At 70.4% G+C, this 18725-nt stretch carries 20 protein-coding genes; 9 read left to right on the forward strand and 11 right to left on the reverse strand.

The window, feature by feature from the left end; translation table 11 throughout:
* Window positions 1-71: 71 nt before the first annotated feature.
* Together ACH49X_RS01530 and ACH49X_RS01535 are read right to left on the reverse strand one after the other, a co-directional pair.
* Window positions 72-908, reverse strand: a complete 837-nt coding sequence (locus tag ACH49X_RS01530) for an SDR family oxidoreductase (protein WP_357207216.1) — start codon at window positions 906-908, stop codon at window positions 72-74.
* Between the two features lie 157 nt (window positions 909-1065).
* Entirely contained in the window at window positions 1066-1338 is a 273-nt protein-coding gene (locus tag ACH49X_RS01535) for a hypothetical protein (RefSeq protein ID WP_195080111.1), read from the reverse strand.
* A gap of 200 nt (window positions 1339-1538) precedes the next feature.
* On the opposite strand from ACH49X_RS01535, the gene ACH49X_RS01540 reads away from it, so the two are divergent.
* Window positions 1539-1877: an STAS domain-containing protein gene (locus tag ACH49X_RS01540; protein ID WP_195043116.1), complete on the forward strand. Its 339-nt coding sequence runs from the start codon at window positions 1539-1541 to the stop codon at window positions 1875-1877.
* Window positions 1878-1925: 48 nt separating this feature from the next.
* Here ACH49X_RS01540 and ACH49X_RS01545 read toward each other — a convergent pair whose 3' ends face one another.
* Window positions 1926-2963: an LLM class F420-dependent oxidoreductase gene (locus tag ACH49X_RS01545; protein ID WP_195080112.1), complete on the reverse strand. Its 1038-nt coding sequence runs from the start codon at window positions 2961-2963 to the stop codon at window positions 1926-1928.
* 149 nt (window positions 2964-3112) lie between these two features.
* Here ACH49X_RS01545 and ACH49X_RS01550 point away from each other — a divergent pair, with 149 nt between their 5' ends.
* The gene (locus tag ACH49X_RS01550) at window positions 3113-3772 is read left to right on the forward strand and encodes a cyclodeaminase/cyclohydrolase family protein (protein WP_357105686.1); all 660 of its coding nucleotides are present in this window, start codon (window positions 3113-3115) and stop codon (window positions 3770-3772) included.
* Between the two features lie 33 nt (window positions 3773-3805).
* Here the strand turns inward: ACH49X_RS01550 and ACH49X_RS01555 are convergent, their stop codons facing one another.
* Window positions 3806-4708: an NADP-dependent oxidoreductase gene (locus ACH49X_RS01555; RefSeq protein ID WP_195080114.1), complete on the reverse strand. Its 903-nt coding sequence runs from the start codon at window positions 4706-4708 to the stop codon at window positions 3806-3808.
* Window positions 4709-4774: 66 nt separating this feature from the next.
* Here ACH49X_RS01555 and ACH49X_RS01560 point away from each other — a divergent pair, with 66 nt between their 5' ends.
* From ACH49X_RS01560 to ACH49X_RS01575, 4 genes are all read left to right on the forward strand, one after another.
* Window positions 4775-5209, forward strand: coding sequence for a helix-turn-helix domain-containing protein (locus ACH49X_RS01560; protein WP_357105683.1), 435 nt, complete (start codon window positions 4775-4777; stop codon window positions 5207-5209).
* A 175-nt stretch (window positions 5210-5384) separates the two neighbouring features.
* Window positions 5385-6137, forward strand: coding sequence for a L,D-transpeptidase family protein (locus ACH49X_RS01565; protein WP_195080116.1), 753 nt, complete (start codon window positions 5385-5387; stop codon window positions 6135-6137).
* Window positions 6138-6272: 135 nt separating this feature from the next.
* On the forward strand, window positions 6273-6839 hold the full coding sequence (locus tag ACH49X_RS01570; RefSeq protein WP_195080117.1) for a nucleotidyltransferase domain-containing protein: 567 nt from the start codon (window positions 6273-6275) through the stop codon (window positions 6837-6839).
* A 257-nt stretch (window positions 6840-7096) separates the two neighbouring features.
* A complete protein-coding gene (locus ACH49X_RS01575) occupies window positions 7097-7834 on the forward strand; it encodes a hypothetical protein (protein ID WP_195080118.1) in 738 nt (245 codons plus the stop codon).
* A gap of 36 nt (window positions 7835-7870) precedes the next feature.
* Here ACH49X_RS01575 and ACH49X_RS01580 read toward each other — a convergent pair whose 3' ends face one another.
* Window positions 7871-8716 (reverse strand): bifunctional 5,10-methylenetetrahydrofolate dehydrogenase/5,10-methenyltetrahydrofolate cyclohydrolase, encoded by an 846-nt coding sequence (locus ACH49X_RS01580; RefSeq protein WP_357207214.1) that lies wholly within the window; start codon window positions 8714-8716, stop codon window positions 7871-7873.
* Window positions 8717-9224: 508 nt separating this feature from the next.
* Between ACH49X_RS01580 and ACH49X_RS01585 the strand changes: the two genes are divergently transcribed.
* Both ACH49X_RS01585 and ACH49X_RS01590 read left to right on the forward strand, forming a co-directional pair.
* Entirely contained in the window at window positions 9225-10094 is an 870-nt protein-coding gene (locus tag ACH49X_RS01585; protein ID WP_357207212.1) for a YdcF family protein, read from the forward strand.
* A gap of 95 nt (window positions 10095-10189) precedes the next feature.
* Window positions 10190-10993 carry a putative protein N(5)-glutamine methyltransferase gene (locus ACH49X_RS01590; RefSeq protein WP_323123992.1) on the forward strand — a complete coding sequence of 268 codons (804 nt, stop codon included), beginning with the start codon at window positions 10190-10192 and terminating at the stop codon, window positions 10991-10993.
* Between the two features lie 38 nt (window positions 10994-11031).
* Here the strand turns inward: ACH49X_RS01590 and ACH49X_RS01595 are convergent, their stop codons facing one another.
* Both ACH49X_RS01595 and ACH49X_RS01600 read right to left on the reverse strand, forming a co-directional pair.
* Complete coding sequence (locus ACH49X_RS01595) at window positions 11032-11862, reverse strand: SDR family NAD(P)-dependent oxidoreductase (RefSeq protein ID WP_357207210.1); 831 nt, start codon at window positions 11860-11862, stop codon at window positions 11032-11034.
* Window positions 11863-11895: 33 nt separating this feature from the next.
* Window positions 11896-13467, reverse strand: a complete 1572-nt coding sequence (locus tag ACH49X_RS01600; RefSeq protein WP_195080122.1) for a succinic semialdehyde dehydrogenase — start codon at window positions 13465-13467, stop codon at window positions 11896-11898.
* 149 nt (window positions 13468-13616) lie between these two features.
* Between ACH49X_RS01600 and ACH49X_RS01605 the strand changes: the two genes are divergently transcribed.
* On the forward strand, window positions 13617-14300 hold the full coding sequence (locus tag ACH49X_RS01605; protein WP_195080123.1) for a TetR/AcrR family transcriptional regulator: 684 nt from the start codon (window positions 13617-13619) through the stop codon (window positions 14298-14300).
* Window positions 14301-14312: 12 nt separating this feature from the next.
* On the opposite strand, the gene ACH49X_RS01610 is transcribed toward ACH49X_RS01605, so the two are convergent.
* From ACH49X_RS01610 to ACH49X_RS01625, 4 genes are read right to left on the reverse strand one after another with little or no spacing between them, the layout of a single operon-like run.
* Complete coding sequence (locus ACH49X_RS01610; protein ID WP_397069142.1) at window positions 14313-15221, reverse strand: short-chain dehydrogenase/reductase; 909 nt, start codon at window positions 15219-15221, stop codon at window positions 14313-14315.
* An 8-nt stretch (window positions 15222-15229) separates the two neighbouring features.
* Complete coding sequence (locus ACH49X_RS01615; protein WP_357207209.1) at window positions 15230-16702, reverse strand: NAD(P)/FAD-dependent oxidoreductase; 1473 nt, start codon at window positions 16700-16702, stop codon at window positions 15230-15232.
* A 37-nt stretch (window positions 16703-16739) separates the two neighbouring features.
* The gene (locus tag ACH49X_RS01620) at window positions 16740-17807 is read right to left on the reverse strand and encodes a PDR/VanB family oxidoreductase (RefSeq protein WP_357207207.1); all 1068 of its coding nucleotides are present in this window, start codon (window positions 17805-17807) and stop codon (window positions 16740-16742) included.
* On the reverse strand, window positions 17804-18679 hold the full coding sequence (locus tag ACH49X_RS01625; protein WP_195080126.1) for a metal-dependent hydrolase: 876 nt from the start codon (window positions 18677-18679) through the stop codon (window positions 17804-17806). The genes ACH49X_RS01620 and ACH49X_RS01625 overlap by 4 nt, the downstream gene beginning before the upstream one ends.
* Window positions 18680-18725: the final 46 nt, after the last annotated feature.

Below are 18725 nucleotides of genomic sequence, written 5' to 3' on the forward strand. Positions count from 1 at the left end.
CTGCTTTCCGCTTCAGTCGGCATCGATGGTCGTGGTGCTTCGCGACAACGTGTCGCTGGTCGTGGGTGCCCCTACCCGGTGAGTCCGACCAGGGCCGCGCTGACTTCACACAGCTGTTGCCCGAGCGCGTCGTCCTGCGCCAGACGCGACGGAGCCTTGACGCGGCTGTTCTGGAAGTAGCAGCCGCTGACGGCGGCGACTTCCAGATCGGTGGCCAGGTAGCTCAGCGCTCGTCCGCCCTCGGCGGCGGAGATCATGAACAATCGTTTGGCGAGCGCCACGAAGGGCTGCCCGAACCAGGGCATCGCGTCCCAGATCCCGGTCGCCACCGCACCGGGGTGGAAGGCGTTCACCGTGACGCCGGTTCCCTCCAGGCGCCGCGCCAGCGCCCGGGTGTAGAGGACGTTCGCCAGCTTGGAGCGGCTGTATGCCTTCTCCCCCGAATATCCCTGCCGGAAACCCAGATCCGCGAAATCCATGGTGGCGCCGTATTGCAGGACCGACGAGGTGAACACGATGCGCGACGGGGCGCTGCGCACCATCAGCTCCGTCAGCAGTTCGGTGAGCAGGAAGCCACCGAGATGGTTGACCGCGAACGTGGCCTCGATGCCGTCCACGGTCTCGGTCCGGGTCTTGTGGTAGCCGCCCGCGTTGTTGGCCAGCACGTCCAGCCGGTCGTATCCGGACAGAACCTGCTTCGCCAGCTGCCGCACCGAAGCCTGCGACGCGAAATCGCACTCCAGCGTGTCGACTCCCGCCGCCCCAGCGCCCTGGACCAGCTGCGCGGCGGCAGCGAGCTTCTCCGGATTCCGCCCGACCAAGACGAGCCGATTCCCCCGCGCCGCCAGCTGCTGAGCCGACTCCAGCCCGATACCCGATGTCGCCCCCGTGATCAGGATTGTCCGCACAGCCGACACCATGCCACAGAAGTTTCCTCGAAGATTGCTGACACGAGCCATCCGGACCGAGATTTACTTCGGCGATCCGCTGATCATCGCTGACTCGGAGCGGACACCGGTGCGCGAGATTCGCCACTTGGGGTCTCGGCGGTATCCACGGCAGGTGTCACAGCCGTTCGACGAGGCGGGCGCGGAATTCCCGCAGCGTCAGTGGGTGGTCATTCTCCTTCTGTCGTCGGTACGGTCCGGCCGGTCGTTTCGGCCGGAAGTCGGCGATCGCCTCGTCGGCCCGTGCACGCCATCGAAGCCCCAGCGATGTCGCTGTCGGCACCGTCCCATCGCGCCCCTGCACCGCGGTACAGCGGTCGAGTTCGGCGAACGCGCCCCTCACCTCGGCCGCGATCTCCGGATCGGCGCTGCCCTGCTCGATGGCCGCCATCAGCAGCAGGTCCGAGGCGCCGATCTCTGACGACGTGCGGGTCTGAGACCACGTCCCTCCGATGGTCTTCGCGGCAGGGCGGGCGGCGAGACGGGTATGGTTAGCTCTATGAACACTCAAAGGTTGCGAATCTGCCGCGATTTGTGTGTTGTGATGTTGTGACCAATACTTCCGGAGACGCGTATCCCCTCGCGGACACGATGACCACCACGGTCGCGGCCCGCGACGGCGCGACGGTGCTGACGGTGGCCGGCGAGGTCGATCTGGCGACGGCGCCTGCGCTGGAGAACGCGATCGATGCCATCCTCAGCGGCAAGCCCGCGGCCCTCATCATCGACCTGACCGAGGTCAGCTTCCTCGCCTCGGCGGGTATGGCCACGCTCGTGGCCGCCCACCAGCGCGCGGGCTCGACCACCGCGATCGCCGTCGTCGCCGAGGGGCCCGCCACCAGCAGACAGCTGAAGATGACCAGCCTGGACCAGGTGTTCGCGCTGCATTCGACCCTGGACGCCGCGCTGGCGTCGCTGCGGCAGAGCTGACTCGCACCGCTGCCGCCGTCGCACCCGTCGACGGCGGCAGCGCCCTTTTCAGACCAGTTCGCGCAGCTGTTCGATGAGCTTGACGCGCTCGGCGGCGGTGGCCGCCATCGGGACCACGTTCAGAACCGTGACGCCCGCTTCCTTGAACGCGGCGACCCGCTCCTTGACGTATCCGGCCGGGCCGACCAGCGAGATGTCCCGGACCAGCTGGTCGGGAACCGCCTTGGTCGCGGCCTCCTTCTCCCCCGCCAGGTACAGCTCCTGGATGCGGTCGGCCTCGGCTCCGTAGCCGTACTTGGTGGCCAGGGTGTGGTAGAAGTTCTTGCCCTTGGCGCCCATGCCGCCGATGTAGAGCGCCAGATGCGGCTTCACGAACTCCAGCAGCGGCTCGACGTTGTCCCCGATGGCCAGGGCCGGGCCCGCGTACACGTCCAGCTCGCCCAAGGCCGGGTCGCGCTTGGCCAGACCCGCGGTGAGCGAGTCGGCCCACACATCCTTCGCCTTCTCCGGCAGGAAGAAGATCGGCTGCCAGCCCTCGGCGATCTCGGCGGCCAGTTCCACGTTCTTCGGCCCGAGCGCGGCCAACAGCACCGGGATGCGTTCGCGCACCGGGTGGTTGATCAGCTTGAGCGGCTTGCCCAGGCCGGTGCCCTGTCCCGCGGGCAGCGGGATCTGGTAGTACTTGCCCTGGTATTCCAGGCGCTCACGGCGCCACACCTTCCGGCAGATCTCCACCAGTTCCCTGGTGCGGCCGATCGGCGCGTCGTAGGGCACGCCGTGGAAGCCCTCGATCACCTGCGGACCCGACGCGCCGAGGCCGAGCACGTAGCGTCCGTCGGAGACGAAGTCCAGGCCCGCCGCGGTCATGGCGGTCAGGCTCGGGGTGCGCGTGTAGAGCTGCAGGATGCCGGAGGCCAGCTGCAGGCGCGTGGTCTTGGCGGCCAGGTAGCCGAGCGCGCTCACCGCGTCGAACGAGTACGCCTCGGGCACGAACACGATGTCCAGGCCCGCCCGCTCGAGGTCGGCGACTTCGGCCGCCGCCTCTTTGAAGCCCCCCGAGTAGTTGATGCTCAATCCGATCCGCATGGCACTCAACATAACGGCGGGTACGTCCCGGCCGCGCACCGGCCACGGGGGAAGGCCCGGCAAGGCGTGGTCACCACCGAGCGACCGGCGCCACGGGGTAGCGTCTACCTCGTAGACCATCCTCGCCGTAAACGAAAGGCAACACCCTCGTGTCGCAGACCAGCTCGTCGTCCACGGAAACTGCGTCGTCCTTCGGCGGGGCCGCCCTGGCGCAGTACCTGAGCGATCTGGCCGCCAAGATTCCCGCGCCGGGCGGCGGCGCGGTGGCCGCGCTGCACGCCGCCCAGGCCGCCGCGCTTCTCGCGATGGTCGCGCGCTACACCACGCGCGCCAAGGACGCCGAGAACCGGCCGGTGGTCGACCGGATCATCGAGGCCGCCGACGCTGCCCGCGAGCGCGCGCTCGCGCTGGCCGACGCCGACGCCGCCGCGTTCACCGCCGTCGGCGCCGCCTACAAGCTGCCCAAGGACACCGCGGAGGAGCTCGCCGCCCGCACCGCGGCGATCAACGCCGCGCTGATCGAGGCCGCCCGGGTGCCCGCCGCCGTCGTCGACGAGGCGGACGAGGTGCTGTCGCTGGCGGCGGAGCTGTTGCCGATCGGGAACCCGAACGTCGTCACCGACATCGGCGCGGCCGCCGACGCCTGCCGCGCCGCCGCGACCTCCTCGCAGCTCAATATCGAGATCAACGTGGCATCGCTGCCCGCCGCCGAGGGCGACCGTTTCGCCGCGGTCCTGGTGCGGATCGACGAGCTCACCGCCCGGGCGGATGCCCTGCACGCCGACGTCCTGCACGCCGTGCGCAGCTGACGTCCGCACCGGAATTGTCCCGGGCCCGCGCCGTCAGGCAGGCGGGTCCCAAGCGACCAGCACGATCTTTCCGCGCACCCGCCCCGACTCGCTGAGTTCGTGCGCCTTCGCGGCGTCCGCCAGCGGCAGCACCTGGTCGATGGTCGCGCGCAGATGACCGCGCTCGACCATCGTGGTGATCTCGCGCAGCGACACCCCGGACGGTTCGACATAGAACCGCTCGTAACGCGGGTCGCCCTCCGCGTCCGAGCCCTGGGTGTCGATCAACCTGCCGTCGGGCCGGAGCACCGGCAGCGAGCGGGCGCCGTACGCACCGCCGACCAGGTCGAGCACGATGTCCACCTCGCGCACGGCGGCGGCGAAATCCACCGCGGTGTAGTCGATCACCTCGTCCGCGCCGAGTCCGCGTAGGTACTCGTGGTTGGCCGCGCGCGCGGTGCCGATCACGTACGCGCCGCGGTGGCGGGCTATCTGTACCGCCAGGTGCCCGACGCCGCCCGCCGCCGCGTGCACCAGCAGGCGCTGTCCGGCGCCGAGCGCGGCCAGCGCCTGCCACGCGGTCAGCGCCGCCGTCGGCAGTGCGGCGGCCTGCACCAGGTCGACGTTCCCCGGCTTCGGCGCCAACGTATGCGCCTGCGCCACCACGTATTCCGCGTTCGCGCCGCCGAACACCATGCCGTACACCGGATCACCGATCGCGAACCGGTCCACGCCGGATCCGAGTTCGGCTACGACACCCGACACGTCGAGTCCCAGCGTCAGCGGTGGATCACCGAGCTTCCCGACCAATCCGGCGCGCACTTTCCAGTCGGCGGCGTTCACGCTGGTCGCGGCGACCCGCACCAGTACCTCCCCCGGTCCGGGCCGCGGCCGGTCCACCTCGACCACTTGGAGCACTTCCGGGCCACCGAACGCGTATTGCGTGATTGCGAGCATGCACCGATTCTGGCGACCGATGGTACCTTTCGGAAAGAAGGCACCTTTTCGATACCGAGGTACCCAATGGATACTGTCTGCGACCGGCCCGCGGCCGGCAACCTGGTCGACAACTACCTCCACCACTGCCCCGCGCGGGAAGTGCTGACCGTGCTCGCCGACAAGTGGGTGATGCTGGTGCTCGGCGTGCTGCGTGGCCACGACGGGCCGATCCGCTTCAACGAATTGCGCCGCCGCTTGGAGGGCATCACCCAGAAGATGCTCACCCGAACGCTGCGCGACCTGGAGCGCGAGGGCCTGGTGCGCCGCGCGGTCTACCCCACGGTGCCGCCCCGGGTGGAGTACTCGCTCACCGAGATGGGCGCGAGCATCGGTGCGATCACCCACGCCATGGGCGTGTGGGCCGTCGAGCACCAGGACCGGATCCTCGCCGCCCGAGCGGATTTCGACGCGCGAGCGGCGGCCGTGCCGGAGCCGGTGACATCCGGCGGATCACGCTGACCGGCGCCGGCTCGGAAAAGCACCCGTTTCGACCCGGCTCGGCCGGGTAAGCGGCCAATGGTGGGCGTGCCCCCGATCACAACCGGACCGCGGACCAGTTCCATCCGTGGCCGAGTTGATCATGGGGGCCTAGACTGATCCTTGCCTACCACACCAGCTCGAAGGGGTGGACGCCATGAGGAGCGCCATTCGATACCTGTTCCTCGCGACCGTGATCGTGGCGCTGGCCGCGTTCGGGTCGGGCGCGGCGGCAGCGACGATGATCGGAAAGCCGTCGACGCCCGCGGTGGCGGCGATCGGACCATCGAACGGCCAGGTGGTGGGCGTGGCCCATCCGGTGACCATTCGTTTCGCCGCACCCGTCACGGATCGCGCACGGACGGAACAGTCCATCGACATCGCGACCACCCGGCCGCTGCCGGGCACCTTCACGTGGACCGACGACCGCGAAGTGACGTGGACGCCGACCGGGTTCCTGCCCGCCGAAGCGAGCATCCTCGTCTCGGTCGGCGGCGTGCGCACGGAGTTCCGCACCAACGCAGGCGTTTTCGGTGAGGCGGACATGTCGGCGCACACGTTCACGCTCACCGTCGGCGGCACGGTCGTCCGGACGATGCCCGCCTCGATGGGCAAGCCGGGATACGAAACGCCGACGGGCACTTGGCCGGTGCTGGAGAAGTTCCGGTCCGTCGTGTTCGACTCCCGCACCATCGGCATTCCGCTGAGTTCGCCGGAGGGCTACATCATCAACGGTGAATTCGCCGAACGGCTCACGTGGGGTGGGGTTTTCATCCACTCGGCCCCGTGGTCGGTGGACCAGCAGGGGTACGCGAACGTCAGCCACGGCTGCATCAACCTCGCTCCCGACGACGCGGAATGGGTCTATCACACGATCGGCGTGGGCGACCCCGTCGTCACCCACTGGTGAGCCGTGTCCTCCTCCGGGTAGCGTCGGACGACGTATCCGACGGGAGGGGCACCATTGCGCGAGTTTCCGATTCCACCGCCGCGTGACGCGAAAGAAGCCGAGTTCCAGGATCTCTGGGGCCCTTGGGCGTCCGTCATGCCCGGCGATGTCGGCGAGATCCTCGGCGACATCGCTGCTCCGTGGTGGATCGCGGGCGGCTGGGCGATCGACGCCTGCACCGGCACCCGGCGGCAACACAGCGACATCGACGTGGCGATGTTCCGCGCCGACCTGCCCGCTCTGCGCACCGCCGCACGCGGCCGCCTGCACATCTGGTCCGCGGGCCCGGACGGCATCCGCCCCGTCGACGAGCGCTTCCCCGAGGTGGCCGAGAACGCCGATCAGGTGTGGCTGCGCGCGAACGCCCGGTCGCCGTGGCTGATCGACCTCCTGCTGAATCCGGGACAGGACGGGGCATGGGTCAACCGGCGCGATCGCGCCATGGTCGCACCGCTCGACGAGGTGACCTGGATCGCCGACGACGGCATCCGGTACCTCAACCCGGAACTGGTGCTGATCTTCAAAGCCAAGCAGGGCAGGCCGAAGGACCGCGCGGATCTCGAGCGGACCTGGCCGCACCTGACCTCGGCACAGCGCGCGACGGTGCGTACCTACGTGACCGGCCACTTTCCCGAGCACGAATGGCTGGATCTGCTGGGGTGATGCCCGCAATCCCGCAATGCCCGCCGTGCGACGACGCTCGTACTGCCGGCACGGCGGGCCCGCGTCGGTCGCGGTCGGCGCGATCCCGGGAGCCGGGCCCGATCACGCGGCGCAGGTGCGCCGGATCGGCGTACCGGACGGTACCCTCCGAGGTGCGGGCGGCTCAATTGTGAACGCGGCAGGGCGTTCCCGGCTCGTGACGATGCGGTTAATCTGACGGGGACCTGATGAAGGGCGGGGCGATGGATCGACCGGAGATGAGCGCACGACCCGGTTACGACCGGGGGAATCCCTACGATGCCGAACGGCCGCTGCAGGCGCCGTCCGGCGAGGACTACCGCGGCGAGTGGGCCGCGTGGGTGGATCGGCCGCCCGCGCAGCCGCCCGAACCCAGGGGGCCGCAGGAAGCCGAGCCGGACCTGTACGAGGACCAATTCTCGGGACTGATCGACCGCTCACCCGCGCCGCGTAGCGCGTGGCGATGGGCGCTGCCGCTGCTCGCCACGCTCGGCATCGCCGCGCTGGCCCTCGTGGCCTATCTGCTGGTCGGGACCGGCGGGCCCGATACCCCAGCCGCCGCACCAGCTCCGTCCGCGCCGAACACCGCCCCCGCGGCGCCCGCCGCGCAATGCCCCGCCGAGCGAGTGGGCAACCGGATCCAGGGCAACGGCGTGGGCGGTTTCGACTCCGGTCCCGCGGTGATTTTCGCCTTCCAGCACGCCTATTACGTGGACCGGTCCGGCGAGCAGGTCCGCGCCACCACCACCGCGGACGCCGCCGTCCAAGCAGCCGACGCGATTCAGCGCGGCATCGACAGCATTCCCGCGGGCACCACCCACTGTGTCGCGATCAGTCCCGCCGCTTTCGCGGGCCAGTACATCGTGGTGGTCACCGAGCACCGCCCCGGGCAGCAGCCGGTCACCTACAACCCGCAGATCGTCACCACCACCAAGGACGGCGAGCGCACACTCATCAGCGCCATCGCCCGGGGGTGAGGCGGCTCGGGCCGAGTTCGCCGGGAACGCGGTCGCTCAGTCGGATTCGGCGGCGGTGACCACGTGACGCATGAGCAGGGCCGTGGTGACCGGGCCGACGCCGCCGGGGACGGGGCTGAGCCCCGCGGCCTTGCCGCGCACCGAGTCGGCGTCGACATCGCCGACGATCTTGCCGTCGGGAGCCTCGTTGGTGCCGACGTCGATGACCACCGCGCCCTCCCGGACGTGCTTGCCGGAGATCAGGCCGATGCGGCCCGCCGCGGCGACGACGATGTCGGCGGTGGCGGTGACGGCGGCGAGGTCGGCGGTGCGGGAATGGCACACGGTGACGGTCGCGTCCTTCGCCAGCAGCAGCTGGGCCAGCGGCTTTCCGACGATGTTGGAGCGGCCGACCACCGCGACGTGGCGGCCCGCCAGCGGGATCCGATGGTGTTCGAGCAGTTCCACCACGGCCTCGGAGGTGGCGGGGACGAAGCCGTCCAGCCCCGCCGCCAGCAGGCCGAGCGACAACGGGCTGACGCCGTCGACGTCCTTGGACGCGACGATCGCGGAACTCACGTCGTCGAGGGTGACGCCCTTCGGCAAGGGGGTCTGCAGCATGATCGCGTGGGTCGCCGGATCCGCACTCCGCGCGTCGAGTTCGGCCCGGATCGCGGCCACGTCGGCATCCTGGCCGAGATCGACCGTGTCGCAAGCGATGCCGAGCCGTTCGGCCGCTTTGCGGAGCGAGTTCACATACCAGGCGCTGGCCGGGTCGTCGTTCGCCACGACCAGAGCGAGGCGCGGGGCGGCGCCCCCCTCGGTGCGCGCGGCGGCACGAGCCTTGGTGTCGGCGTTGATGGCGGCGGCGAGTTCCTTGCCGGACAGCGAAACGGTATCCACGTTGACACAGCCTAACGGGCGCGGGCGGACGAATACCGCACCAGTCCACGTCGAGCCGCGCTGACAGGAGGCAATCGCACGCTGAACGGGCGGCGCGGCGAACGCGACCGGACCCGGCATCCCGACGACTCTCGTCCACCGTCCCGGTGGCACCGGCGAGCCCGCCTCGGACTTACGTCCGCCCCGGCGCCCTTCCCGACCGGCTCGCCATGCCGGGCAGAGCGACACGGACGGGAGTTACGGCGGCAGTTCGCCTGGCGCCGCTTCGGAGTTCTTCGCGCTACCGAGCGACAGTGAGTCGGCGACCGGCACCGCTCCGAAAACCACCGACTGCGACTTTCACGACCCGCGATTGCGCCGAGCGCGCGTCGCCGTGACGGCATCGCAGGACCCGTTCGCAATGTGCCGGATGGTCGGGAAGTTCGGCCGTATGGTAATCCGTGCTTGCCCCAGCTAACTGCTAGCACGTGCCATCCCGTCCCAGAGCGGAAAGGTGACGACTGTAGTGATGATCTCGAGGCATTGGAAACTTCTCGTCGCGGCGTCGTTCGCCGCGTTCTCGCTCACCGGGCTCGCCGCGGTCCCCGCGCACGCCGCGCCGGAAACGGACGCGCTGTACAACTCCGCCCAGCGCCACTTCGCCAACGGCGACGACGCCGCGGGCCGCGCCGACCTGCGCAACCTGATCGGCGCCGACCCGGCGGACGCCGAAGCGCTCGCCCTGCAGGCGATCTGGTCGGACTACGCGGGTGACTTGCCCGCGCTGGTGGACGCCATGGCTCGGCTGCACGCGGTCGACCCCGGCTTGGCGCAGGGCACCGACAACGTGCTCGGCGCCATCCGCGCCGCGGTGGGCACCCTGCCGAACCCGCTGCCCGCGCTGGCGGGACCACAGACCGGCATCGTCGTGCTCGGCTACGGCCTGCTCCCGGACGGGGCGCTGCGTCCGGAACTGGTGAACCGGCTCATCGCGGCGTGGTTGCAGTCGGTCGCGGCGCCGCTGTCACCGATCGTCGTCACCGGCGGTAATCCGCAGAACGGCGTCACCGAGGCCGAGGCCATGCGCGACTGGCTGGTGGGCCACGGCGTGCCGCCCACCCGTATCCACGTGGAGAGCCGCGCGGGCTCGACCGTGCAGAACGCCCTGTTCAGCACGAGGCTGCTGCGTGACGTCGGTGCGACGAGCGCGATCGTGGTCACCTCGCCCAACCACATCCGCCGTGCCGTGGCCGATTTCATCGTCGCGGGCACCAGGGTCGTCGGGGCGACGACCTCGCTGGAACAGCTGGTCTCGCAGCTGCCGCCGCCGGGCCGAGCGGGCCAGCGCGGCATCTATCTCGACGCCACCCGCACCTTCCAGCTCGACACGGCACGCTGACGCCGGGCCGATCGCGACCCGCGTCCGCGGCGCCGGTCCCCATCACCGGGGAAATCCGTTGGCGCCATCGCCTGTGCGCGCGGCACGATGGCCCGGTGACGTCAGCGGGAAGTACCGATGTGGTGGCCCGGCTCCGGGCGGCGGGCTGCGTGTTCGCCGAGGACGAGGCGCGGCTGCTCACGGCCGCCGCCGCGGAGACCGGCGCGGATCTCGAATTGCTCGTCACCCAGCGCGTCACCGGCAGCCCGCTCGAGCACGTGCTCGGCTGGGCCGAGTTCCACGGGCTGCGGGTCGCGGTCTCCCCCGGCGTCTTCGTGCCGCGGCAGCGCACCGCGTTCCTCGTCGACCGCGCGGTCGCGTTGCTGCGCGACCGCACGGGTCATCCGGTGGTGGTCGATCTGTGCTGCGGTTCCGGCGCGCTGGGCCTCGCGGTGGCGCGGACCGTCGCCGACGAGGGCCGCCCGATCACCCTGGCCGCCGCAGACATCGATCCGGTCGCGGTCGAGTGCGCCCGCCGCAACCTCACCCCGCTGGGCGCGCCGGTCTACGAAGGGGACCTCTTCGAACCCTTGCCGGAGGAATTGCGCGGCTGCATCGACATCCTGCTCTGCAACACGCCCTACGTTCCCTCGGCGATGATCGCGCGGATGCCGCCGGAGGCTCGTGAGCACGAGCCGCGCACCGCTCTCGACGGCGGTCCGGACGGCTTGGACGTCTTCCGCCGGGTCGCGGCCGAGGCCGCCGCGTGGCTGTCGCCGGGCGGACATCTGCTCGTGGAGACCAGCGAGCAGCAGGCGCCGCCGGCCCTGTCCATCCTGGCGCGGCACGGCCTCGCGGGCCGGGTCGCCGAATCCGAGGAGCACTACGCGACCGTGGTCATCGGCACCCGTCCCCGCTGACGAGGGCGTCGGACCGTCCCGTCATGGCTTGCCGCGCGCTACTTCTCGCGGCCGGTGAACTCGTCCATCGAGTGGTAGACCCCGACCGTGTTCAGGAACAGGTCGCGCAGCTTGATCGGCAGCAGACCGGACAGGGCCTTGTTCAGGCGCGAAGTCCACGGCAGCACGACCAGCGGGGTGCCGTTCTTCATCTCGCGCCACGAGGTGTCGACCACCTTGTCCTGTTCCAGGATCGGCGTGAACAGGAATCCCTTGGCGCCTTCGAACATTCCGGTGTTGATGTAGGTCGGGCAGACCGTGGTGACCTTCACGTGGTCGTGGCCGACCTGTTCCAGCTCGATGCGCACGGAGTCCGACCAGCCGAGCGCCGCCCACTTGGACGCGGCGTAGACGCTCATGCGCGGGTTCGACACCAGGCCCGCCGAGGAGGCGATGGTGAGCACCCGCGCTTCGGTGGACCCGGCGACCATCGCGGGCAGGAACTCGAGCGTGACATACATCGGGCCGAGGGAGTTGATCGCCATCGTCTTGTCGATGTCGGCGCGGTTGCCGGTTTCCCAGAAGTAGCTGTTGCCGCGCACGATGCCCGCGTTGTTGACCAGGATGTCGATGCCGCCGACCTGCGAGCGCACGCTCGCGGCCGCCTCGGCGATCGAGTCGGCCGAGGCCACGTCGACCACGTGGTGGTGCACGGCGCTGCCGCGGCCGGTCAGTTCCGCGGCGGTGTCCTTCAGCGCGGCCTCGTTGATGTCCCACAGCACCACCGCCGCGGCGCCCTCACGCACCGCGCGCTCGGCGAACAGCTTGCCGAGGCCCATCGCGGCCCCCGTGACCAGGACCCTCTTGCCCGCCACCGTGTCCAGTTTCATCCGTACTGCTTCCTGATTCGTAAGTTGTGCGCGTTATTTCTGCCGGAGCGCTTTCATGACGCCGAAGTACAGCGTCATGGTCTTGGCCCAGAGCGCTTCGGACATGCCGGGCAGCGGTGCGATCGGCAGCACCCGCTGCACCGCGATGGTCTGGGTGTCGATGTACTTGAGCAGGCCTTCCGGACCGTGCCTGCGCCCGGTGCCGGAGATGCCGAGCCCGCCGGAGGGGGCGTCGGCGCTGCCCCACGCGGCGATGAAGCCCTCGTTGACGTTCACCGAGCCCGCGTTGATCCGCGCCGCCACCGCGCGGCCGCGTGCGGTGTCCTTGGTCCAGACGCTGGCGTTGAGGCCGTAGGCGGTGTCGTTGGCCTGCGCCACGGCTTCGTCGTCGCTGCTCACCCGGTAGATCGAGACCACGGGACCGAAGGTCTCCTCGCGGTGCACCGTCATGCCGGGCCGCACGCCCGCCAGGACGGTGGGCTCGTAGAAGTACGGCCCCAGGTCCGGCCGCGCGCGGCCGCCCGCCAGCACCGTGGCGCCCTTGGCCACCGCGTCGTTCACGTGCTCCACCACCGTGTCCAGCTGGCGCCGGAAGGTCAGCGACCCCATGTCGCTGTCGTAGTCCAGCCCGCCGCCGAGCCGGATGGCCTCGACGTGCGCGACGAATTCGGTGACGAAGCGGTCGTAGACGCTGTCGTGCACGTAGATCCGTTCCATCGACTCGCACAGCTGTCCGGCCGAGGCGAAGCAGGCGCGGATGGCGATCTTGGCGGCGCGCGAGACGTCCGCGTCGGCGAGCACCAGCAGCGGGTTCTTGCCGCCGAGTTCCAGCGAGTAGCCGATCAGCCGCTCGCCCGCCTGCTGGGCGATGGTCCGTCCGGTCGCGCTGGAGCCGGTGTAGTCGACGTAGTCGGCGCGGGCGATCACCTCGCCGCCGATCACCGAACCCCGGCCGAGCACCGCCTGCCACAGCCCGCGCGGCAGTCCGGCGCGCACGGCGGCGTCGATGGCCCACAGCGCGGTGAGCGCGGTCTGGTTGTCCGGGCGCGCCACCACCGCGTTGCCCGCGACGAGGGCGGGCAGCGCGTCGGAGACGGCCAGGGCCAGCGGGTAGTTCCACGGCGAGATCACCGCGACCACGCCCTTGGGCCGGTGCCGCACGTCGACCTGGGTGAGCACGGGAAGCACCCCGCGCGGTTTGCGGGTGGCCAGCAGCCGTGCGGCCACCGAGGCGTAGTACCTGGCGTTCACCGCCACGTCGCCGACCTCGTCGAAAGCGTGCGCGCGCGCCTTGCCCGTCTCGGTCTGCACGATGTCGAGGATGGTGTCCTGCTCGGCCAGCACGATGTCGTGGAACCGGCGCAGCACCGCCACGCGTTCGCGCACCGGACGCAGCGCCCATTGACGCTGCGCTTCGCGGGCCGTGGCGAACGCGGTCTCGATGTCGGCGGCGGAGGACTGCGGCAGATCGGCGATCTTCGCGCCGGTGGCGGGCGCGAACACTTCGACCGCGGGCGCGCCGCCCGCGACGGCGTGCGCGAGCAACGGCCGCACCAGCGCGGAGGGCAGCGCGTCGGCGGTGGCCGGGTGGGAGGCGGTGGTCATGGTCGGCCCTCTCGCGGACGGTGGGCCGCGCCGCATGCGCGCCCTATTTAATGAACAGTGGTGTTAGATTAATGTCTATGTCACAGCTCGTGTCAAGCTGTTCGTCGTGGCGCACAGATATCCAGGGGGCCGCGTTGTGAGGTGGCACCATGCCTGCTGAGTCGGCGGCCGCCCGCCGCGGCCGGCCGCCGCAGACCCCGGAACAGGCCGAGGAGGTGCGCGCCCGGATCGTGCTGGCGACGGCGGAAGTGTTCACCCGCACGGGTTCTCGCGGGTTGAGCGTCGCGCAGATCATCGAGCAGGCCGGACTGGCCCGGCCGACCTTCTACCGCTACTTCGCCAACGCGAACGAGCCGCTGCTCGCGGTGCTCGACAGTTCCAACGACGGGTTGGTCGGCGGCATTCGCGCGGCGCTGACCGGCACCGACGAGCCGGTCGAGCTCGGCATCCGGCTGATCGACGCCTACCTGGACTGGGCGCGCGGGCACGGCCCCATGCTGCGGCCGCTGTTCGCCGAGCTGCACGATCCGGGCTCCCCGGTGTCGGCCTACCGGGAGCGCGCGCTCGACGACATCCGCGCGTTGGTGCGCGAGACGTTCGCCGGACTCGGCCGCCCGGTGCCGAGCCCGCTGGACCTGGACGCCGCGCTGCACCTGTGCGAGTACGTGGTCTACCGGATCTCCGCGGGCACCGCACCGGGAGCCGAACCGGACGCCGACACCGTGGCGGCGGCACGGCTGACGATGATCCGCGTGCTGCTCACGACGCTCGGCACGCGGGACGACCTGGAGTACGCGCTGACGCTGCCGACGATCTTCCCCGCCGAGCCGTAGCCCGGCCCGCGGTCAGCGCGGCACCGGGGTTACCGGGCGGCTGTCGAGGACGCGCTGTTCGACCCGGTGGATCAGGTCGTGCACGCGCGGGTCCCGGGTCAGCCTGCTGTCCAGCACCACGTTGATCGCGCCGCGGAACAACGCGTAGGGCTCCCATTGCGGCGGCGCGATGGTGCGCGCCGCGCGACGGGCGATGCCGTCGGCGATGGACTCCGCCGCGTCGCGCACGGTGATGCGCAGGTTGAGCGGCCACGGCAGCAACGCGCCCAGATCGGCGCCGAGTTCGTCCTCGTCCAAGGTGCCGTGGGTCATCGCGGTGTCGACGATGCCGAAATACGCCACGCCGGCGGTCGCGCCGACCGCGGCCAGCTCCACCCGCAGCGCCCGCCCGAACTGCTCGACGGCGGCCTTGCTCACCATGTAGGGCGAACCGGCCATGCCGGGCGCGAACGCCGCGGCAGAGGAGACCACCACCACATGTCCTTTCGCGGCCACGATGTCGTCGAGCGCCGGATGCACGGTGTTGAACACCCCGGTCACGTTGATGCCGATGACCCGATCGAAGTCGCCGGGGTTCATCGTCCTGATGGTCGCCGGCTCCGGCACCACTCCGGCGTTGGCCACCACGACATCGATCCGGCCGAACCGCTCGCGCACCTGAGAGATGGCCTCGCGCATGCCGATTCGATCGGAGACGTCCGCGCGCACGACCAGCGCCCGCTCCCCCATCGAGCGGCCGACGGCCGCCGCCGCGGCCTGGTCGATATCGATCAGCGCCACCGAAGCGCCCGAGGCGTAGAGTCTTTCGGCCAGCGCTCGGCCGATGCCGGTGCCCGCCCCGGTGATCACCACCACCCGGTCGCGGACGTCCAGGCGGTGCTCGGCGGGCGGCGACACCAGCTGACGCAGCAAGTCGACGATCACGGCGCTCACCCGGCCCGCAGCAGGTAGGACTCGGGATCGAACCGACTTGTCCGCCTGCGATATTCGAAACTCCAGTTCGGGTACAGGCCCGCGTTGCCGCCCTCGGCGGTCTGGTAGTAGCTGCGGCAGCCGCCGGTCAGCCAGGCGGTGTCGCGGCTGCGCTCGTTCACCTCGTCGAGGAAGGCTCGCTGCACCTCCTCGCGCACCGCGATCCGCTGGATGTTCCGCGCACGCATGGTGGTCACGGCATCGACGATATAGCGCACCTGGGCTTCGATCATATAGATCGCGGACTGATTGCCCGCCGCTCCGAACGGACCGAGTGTGCAGAAGAAGTTCGGGAAGCCCGCCATGGTCGTGCCCAGGTAGCTGCTCGGCCGTTCCCGGTACCGCTGGCCGATGGACCGGCCGTCGATGCCGTGCACCCGATCGAAGACCGCTGGTGGAACGCCGAATCCGGTGCCCCAGATGATCGTGTCCACGGGGCGCCGCACGCCGTCGGCGGTGACGATCGAACCGGCGCGGATCTCCCGGATCCCTTCGGTGACCACCTCGACGTTCGGTCGGGTCAGCGCCGGGTAGTAGGCATCGGAGAAGATCGCCCGCTTGCACCCGATCACGTAATCGGGGGTGAGTTTGCGGCGCAGTTCCGGATCGCGCACCTGCCGCAGCAGCTGGAGCCTGCCCAGCGCCTCGTACGGATGCCGGAATCGCTTGTCCACGAAGCCGACCAGGCCGAATCCTTCGATGCCCGTGTAATACAGGCCGCGCAGCGCTCTGCCGAGCGCGGGCACCCGCCGCAGCAGCGCGCGTTCGGCGGGCAGCGTGCGGCGATCCAGGCGGGAGACGATCCACGGCGCCGAACGCTGGAAAACGGTCAGCTGACCCACCACCGGCTGGATCTCCGGGATGAACTGCACGGCCGACGCGCCCGTGCCGATCACCGCGACCCGCTCGCCGGTGAGATCGTGCTCGTGATCCCAGTGCAGCGAATGGAATTGCTTTCCCGCGAAGGTTTCCGCGCCCGGCAACCGCGGGATCCGCGCCTCGCTGAACGGCCCGACGGCGGAGACCAGGACGTCCGCGGTCAGGTCGCCGCGACCGGTGCGCAGCCGCCAGCGCGTGGCCGCTTCGTCCCAGCGCGCCTCGAGCAATTCGACGCCGAACCGCATGTGCCGCAGCACATCGTGGCGCGTCGCGACCGAGCGCAGGTAGGCGAGAATCTCCGGCTGCGTGCCGTAGGTGCGCGACCACTCGGGGTTGGGCGCGAAAGAGTACGAGTACAGCTGCGAGGGCACGTCACAGGCGCAGCCCGGGTAGGTGTTCGCCCGCCAGGTGCCACCGAGGTCGTCGGCGCGCTCGAGCAACACGAAATCGTCGATGCCCGCCGCGCGCAGCGAGACGGCGAGACCGATCCCGGCTATCCCCGCTCCGATCACCACGAGCGGAACGTGCTCCGGTTGCGCAGCCACTGCCATGTCCTCCTCCCACCGCGGGCGACGTCGCCCGCCGGGCTCACAGATCCAGTTCGAGTTCGCCGCCGCACGCGCGGGAGACGCAGGTCAGCATCGTGTCCGCGCGCTCGGAGTCGAGCAGCGTCCGGTCCCGGTGCTCCACCGCGCCCGCGAGCACCCTGGTCTTGCACGTGCCGCAGAAACCCTGCTGGCAGGAGTAGGCCACGCCGGGCAGCACGCGGCGGATCGCGCTGAGCGCCGACTCGTCGGCGGCGACCTGCACGTCGAACCCACTGCGCCGCAGGCTGATCCGGAACGGCTCGCCGTCGCGCACCGGCAGCGGCGAGAACCGCTCGGTGTGCAGCGATGCCGACGGATCATGCAGCACCAGCACCCCGCGCGCGGCCTCGGCCAGCGGCGGCGGACCGCAGACGTACACCGCGGCGCCTGGCGGCGTCTGCTCGAAGATCATCCGCGCGTCGGGTACGCCGAACTCGTCGTCCGGCCGCACCACCACATCGCCGCCGGTGTAGCGGGCCAGGTCGTACAGGAACGGCATGCGCGTCCTGGACCGGCCCAGGTACATCAACCGCCACGGCACTCCCGCACGCTCGGCCGCGGCGACCATGGGCAGGATCGGCGTGATCCCGATGCCGCCGGCGACGAACAGATAGCACGGGGCCGCGACGAAGGGGAACGCATTGCGGGGGCCGCGCACGCCCAGTCGGTCGCCCACCCGCAGATCGCGGTGGATCTCGGCGGAACCGCCGTCACCGTCGGCGATGAGGCGCACCGCGATGCGGTAGAACCCCCGGTCGGCGGGGTCGTTGGTGAGCGAGTACTGCCGCTGGCGACCGGACGGCAGGAAGACGTCCAAGTGCGCGCCCGGCGTCCACGCGGGCAGCGGGCCGCCGTCGGGATGGCGCAGCCACAAGCTCACCACCCCGTCGGCCTCGGCGCCGATCCGGTCGACGACCACCTCGAATTCGTAGCCGCTGCGGCGCACCGGATCGGGGCGCGACAGCAATCGCGCGGCGTCGCTTTCGACGAACAGTCGTTTGTAGGCGTCGGCCGCCGAGCCGATCAGACGCAGCGCCGGTCCGGGCTGGAACCGCTCGACGGCGGTCACGCGCGCGCCGCCCGTGCCGCGGGCGACTGCGCGAGGTAACGCAGCGCGTTGTCCATCGGGCCCAGCTGCGAGGGATGGAAGCCCGGCCGCAGGTAGCGCGGGATCTCGGTGAAGAACGTCGTGAAGCTCGGCACCACACCGCGCACCGAGGCGCTGGCCAATTGCAGCGGCCAGAACCGGCCTTTGTGCTTCGACGGGTCTTTGTGGAAGAGATAGCCGCCGGAGATGACGAACAAGACGAGCAAGCCCGCGCTGGCGAGCAGCGCCTGCCGCGCCTTGCGGGCGTAGCCACCGTCGACGTGCATGTACGCGTCGTAGACCACGCTGCGGTGCTCGACCTCCTCGGCGCCGTGCCAGCGGATCAGATCCAGCATCGCCGGGTGCATGCCCTTGGCCTCGAGCTTGTCGTTGGTGAGCAGCCATTCCCCGATGACCGCGGTGTAGTGCTCCATGCCCGCGAACAGCGCCAGCCGCTCGCACAGCCACTCCCGCTTGGCCCGGCCGGACAGTCCGTGGTCGCCCAGTATCCGGTCGACCAGCCAGGTGACCCGCTCGACCATCGGGCCGACCTCGAGACCCAGCCGCTCCAGCTGTTCGCGCGCCTTCTCGTGCGAACTGGCATGCATGGATTCCTGGCCGATGAAGCCGCGGACTTCCTCGCGCAACCGCTCGTCGTCGATCAGGGGCAACGCCTCGGCCAGCGCCTGCGCCATCGCGCGCTCGCCTTCGGGGAGCACCAGGTGCATCACGTTGATGATGTGGGTGGCCATCGCCTCGCCGGGGATGTAATGCATCGGGACCGTGGCGAAGTCGAACTCCACGGCCCGCGCGTTGATGGCGTGCGCCTGGTCGGCATATACGGCAGAACCCATCTCGCACCCCTCGTGATCGATCGGTTCTTCGCAATGTATTGGTGAC

The organism is Nocardia sp. NPDC019323 (genome assembly GCF_044389845.1).
Lineage (GTDB): Bacteria > Actinomycetota > Actinomycetes > Mycobacteriales > Mycobacteriaceae > Nocardia > Nocardia implantans.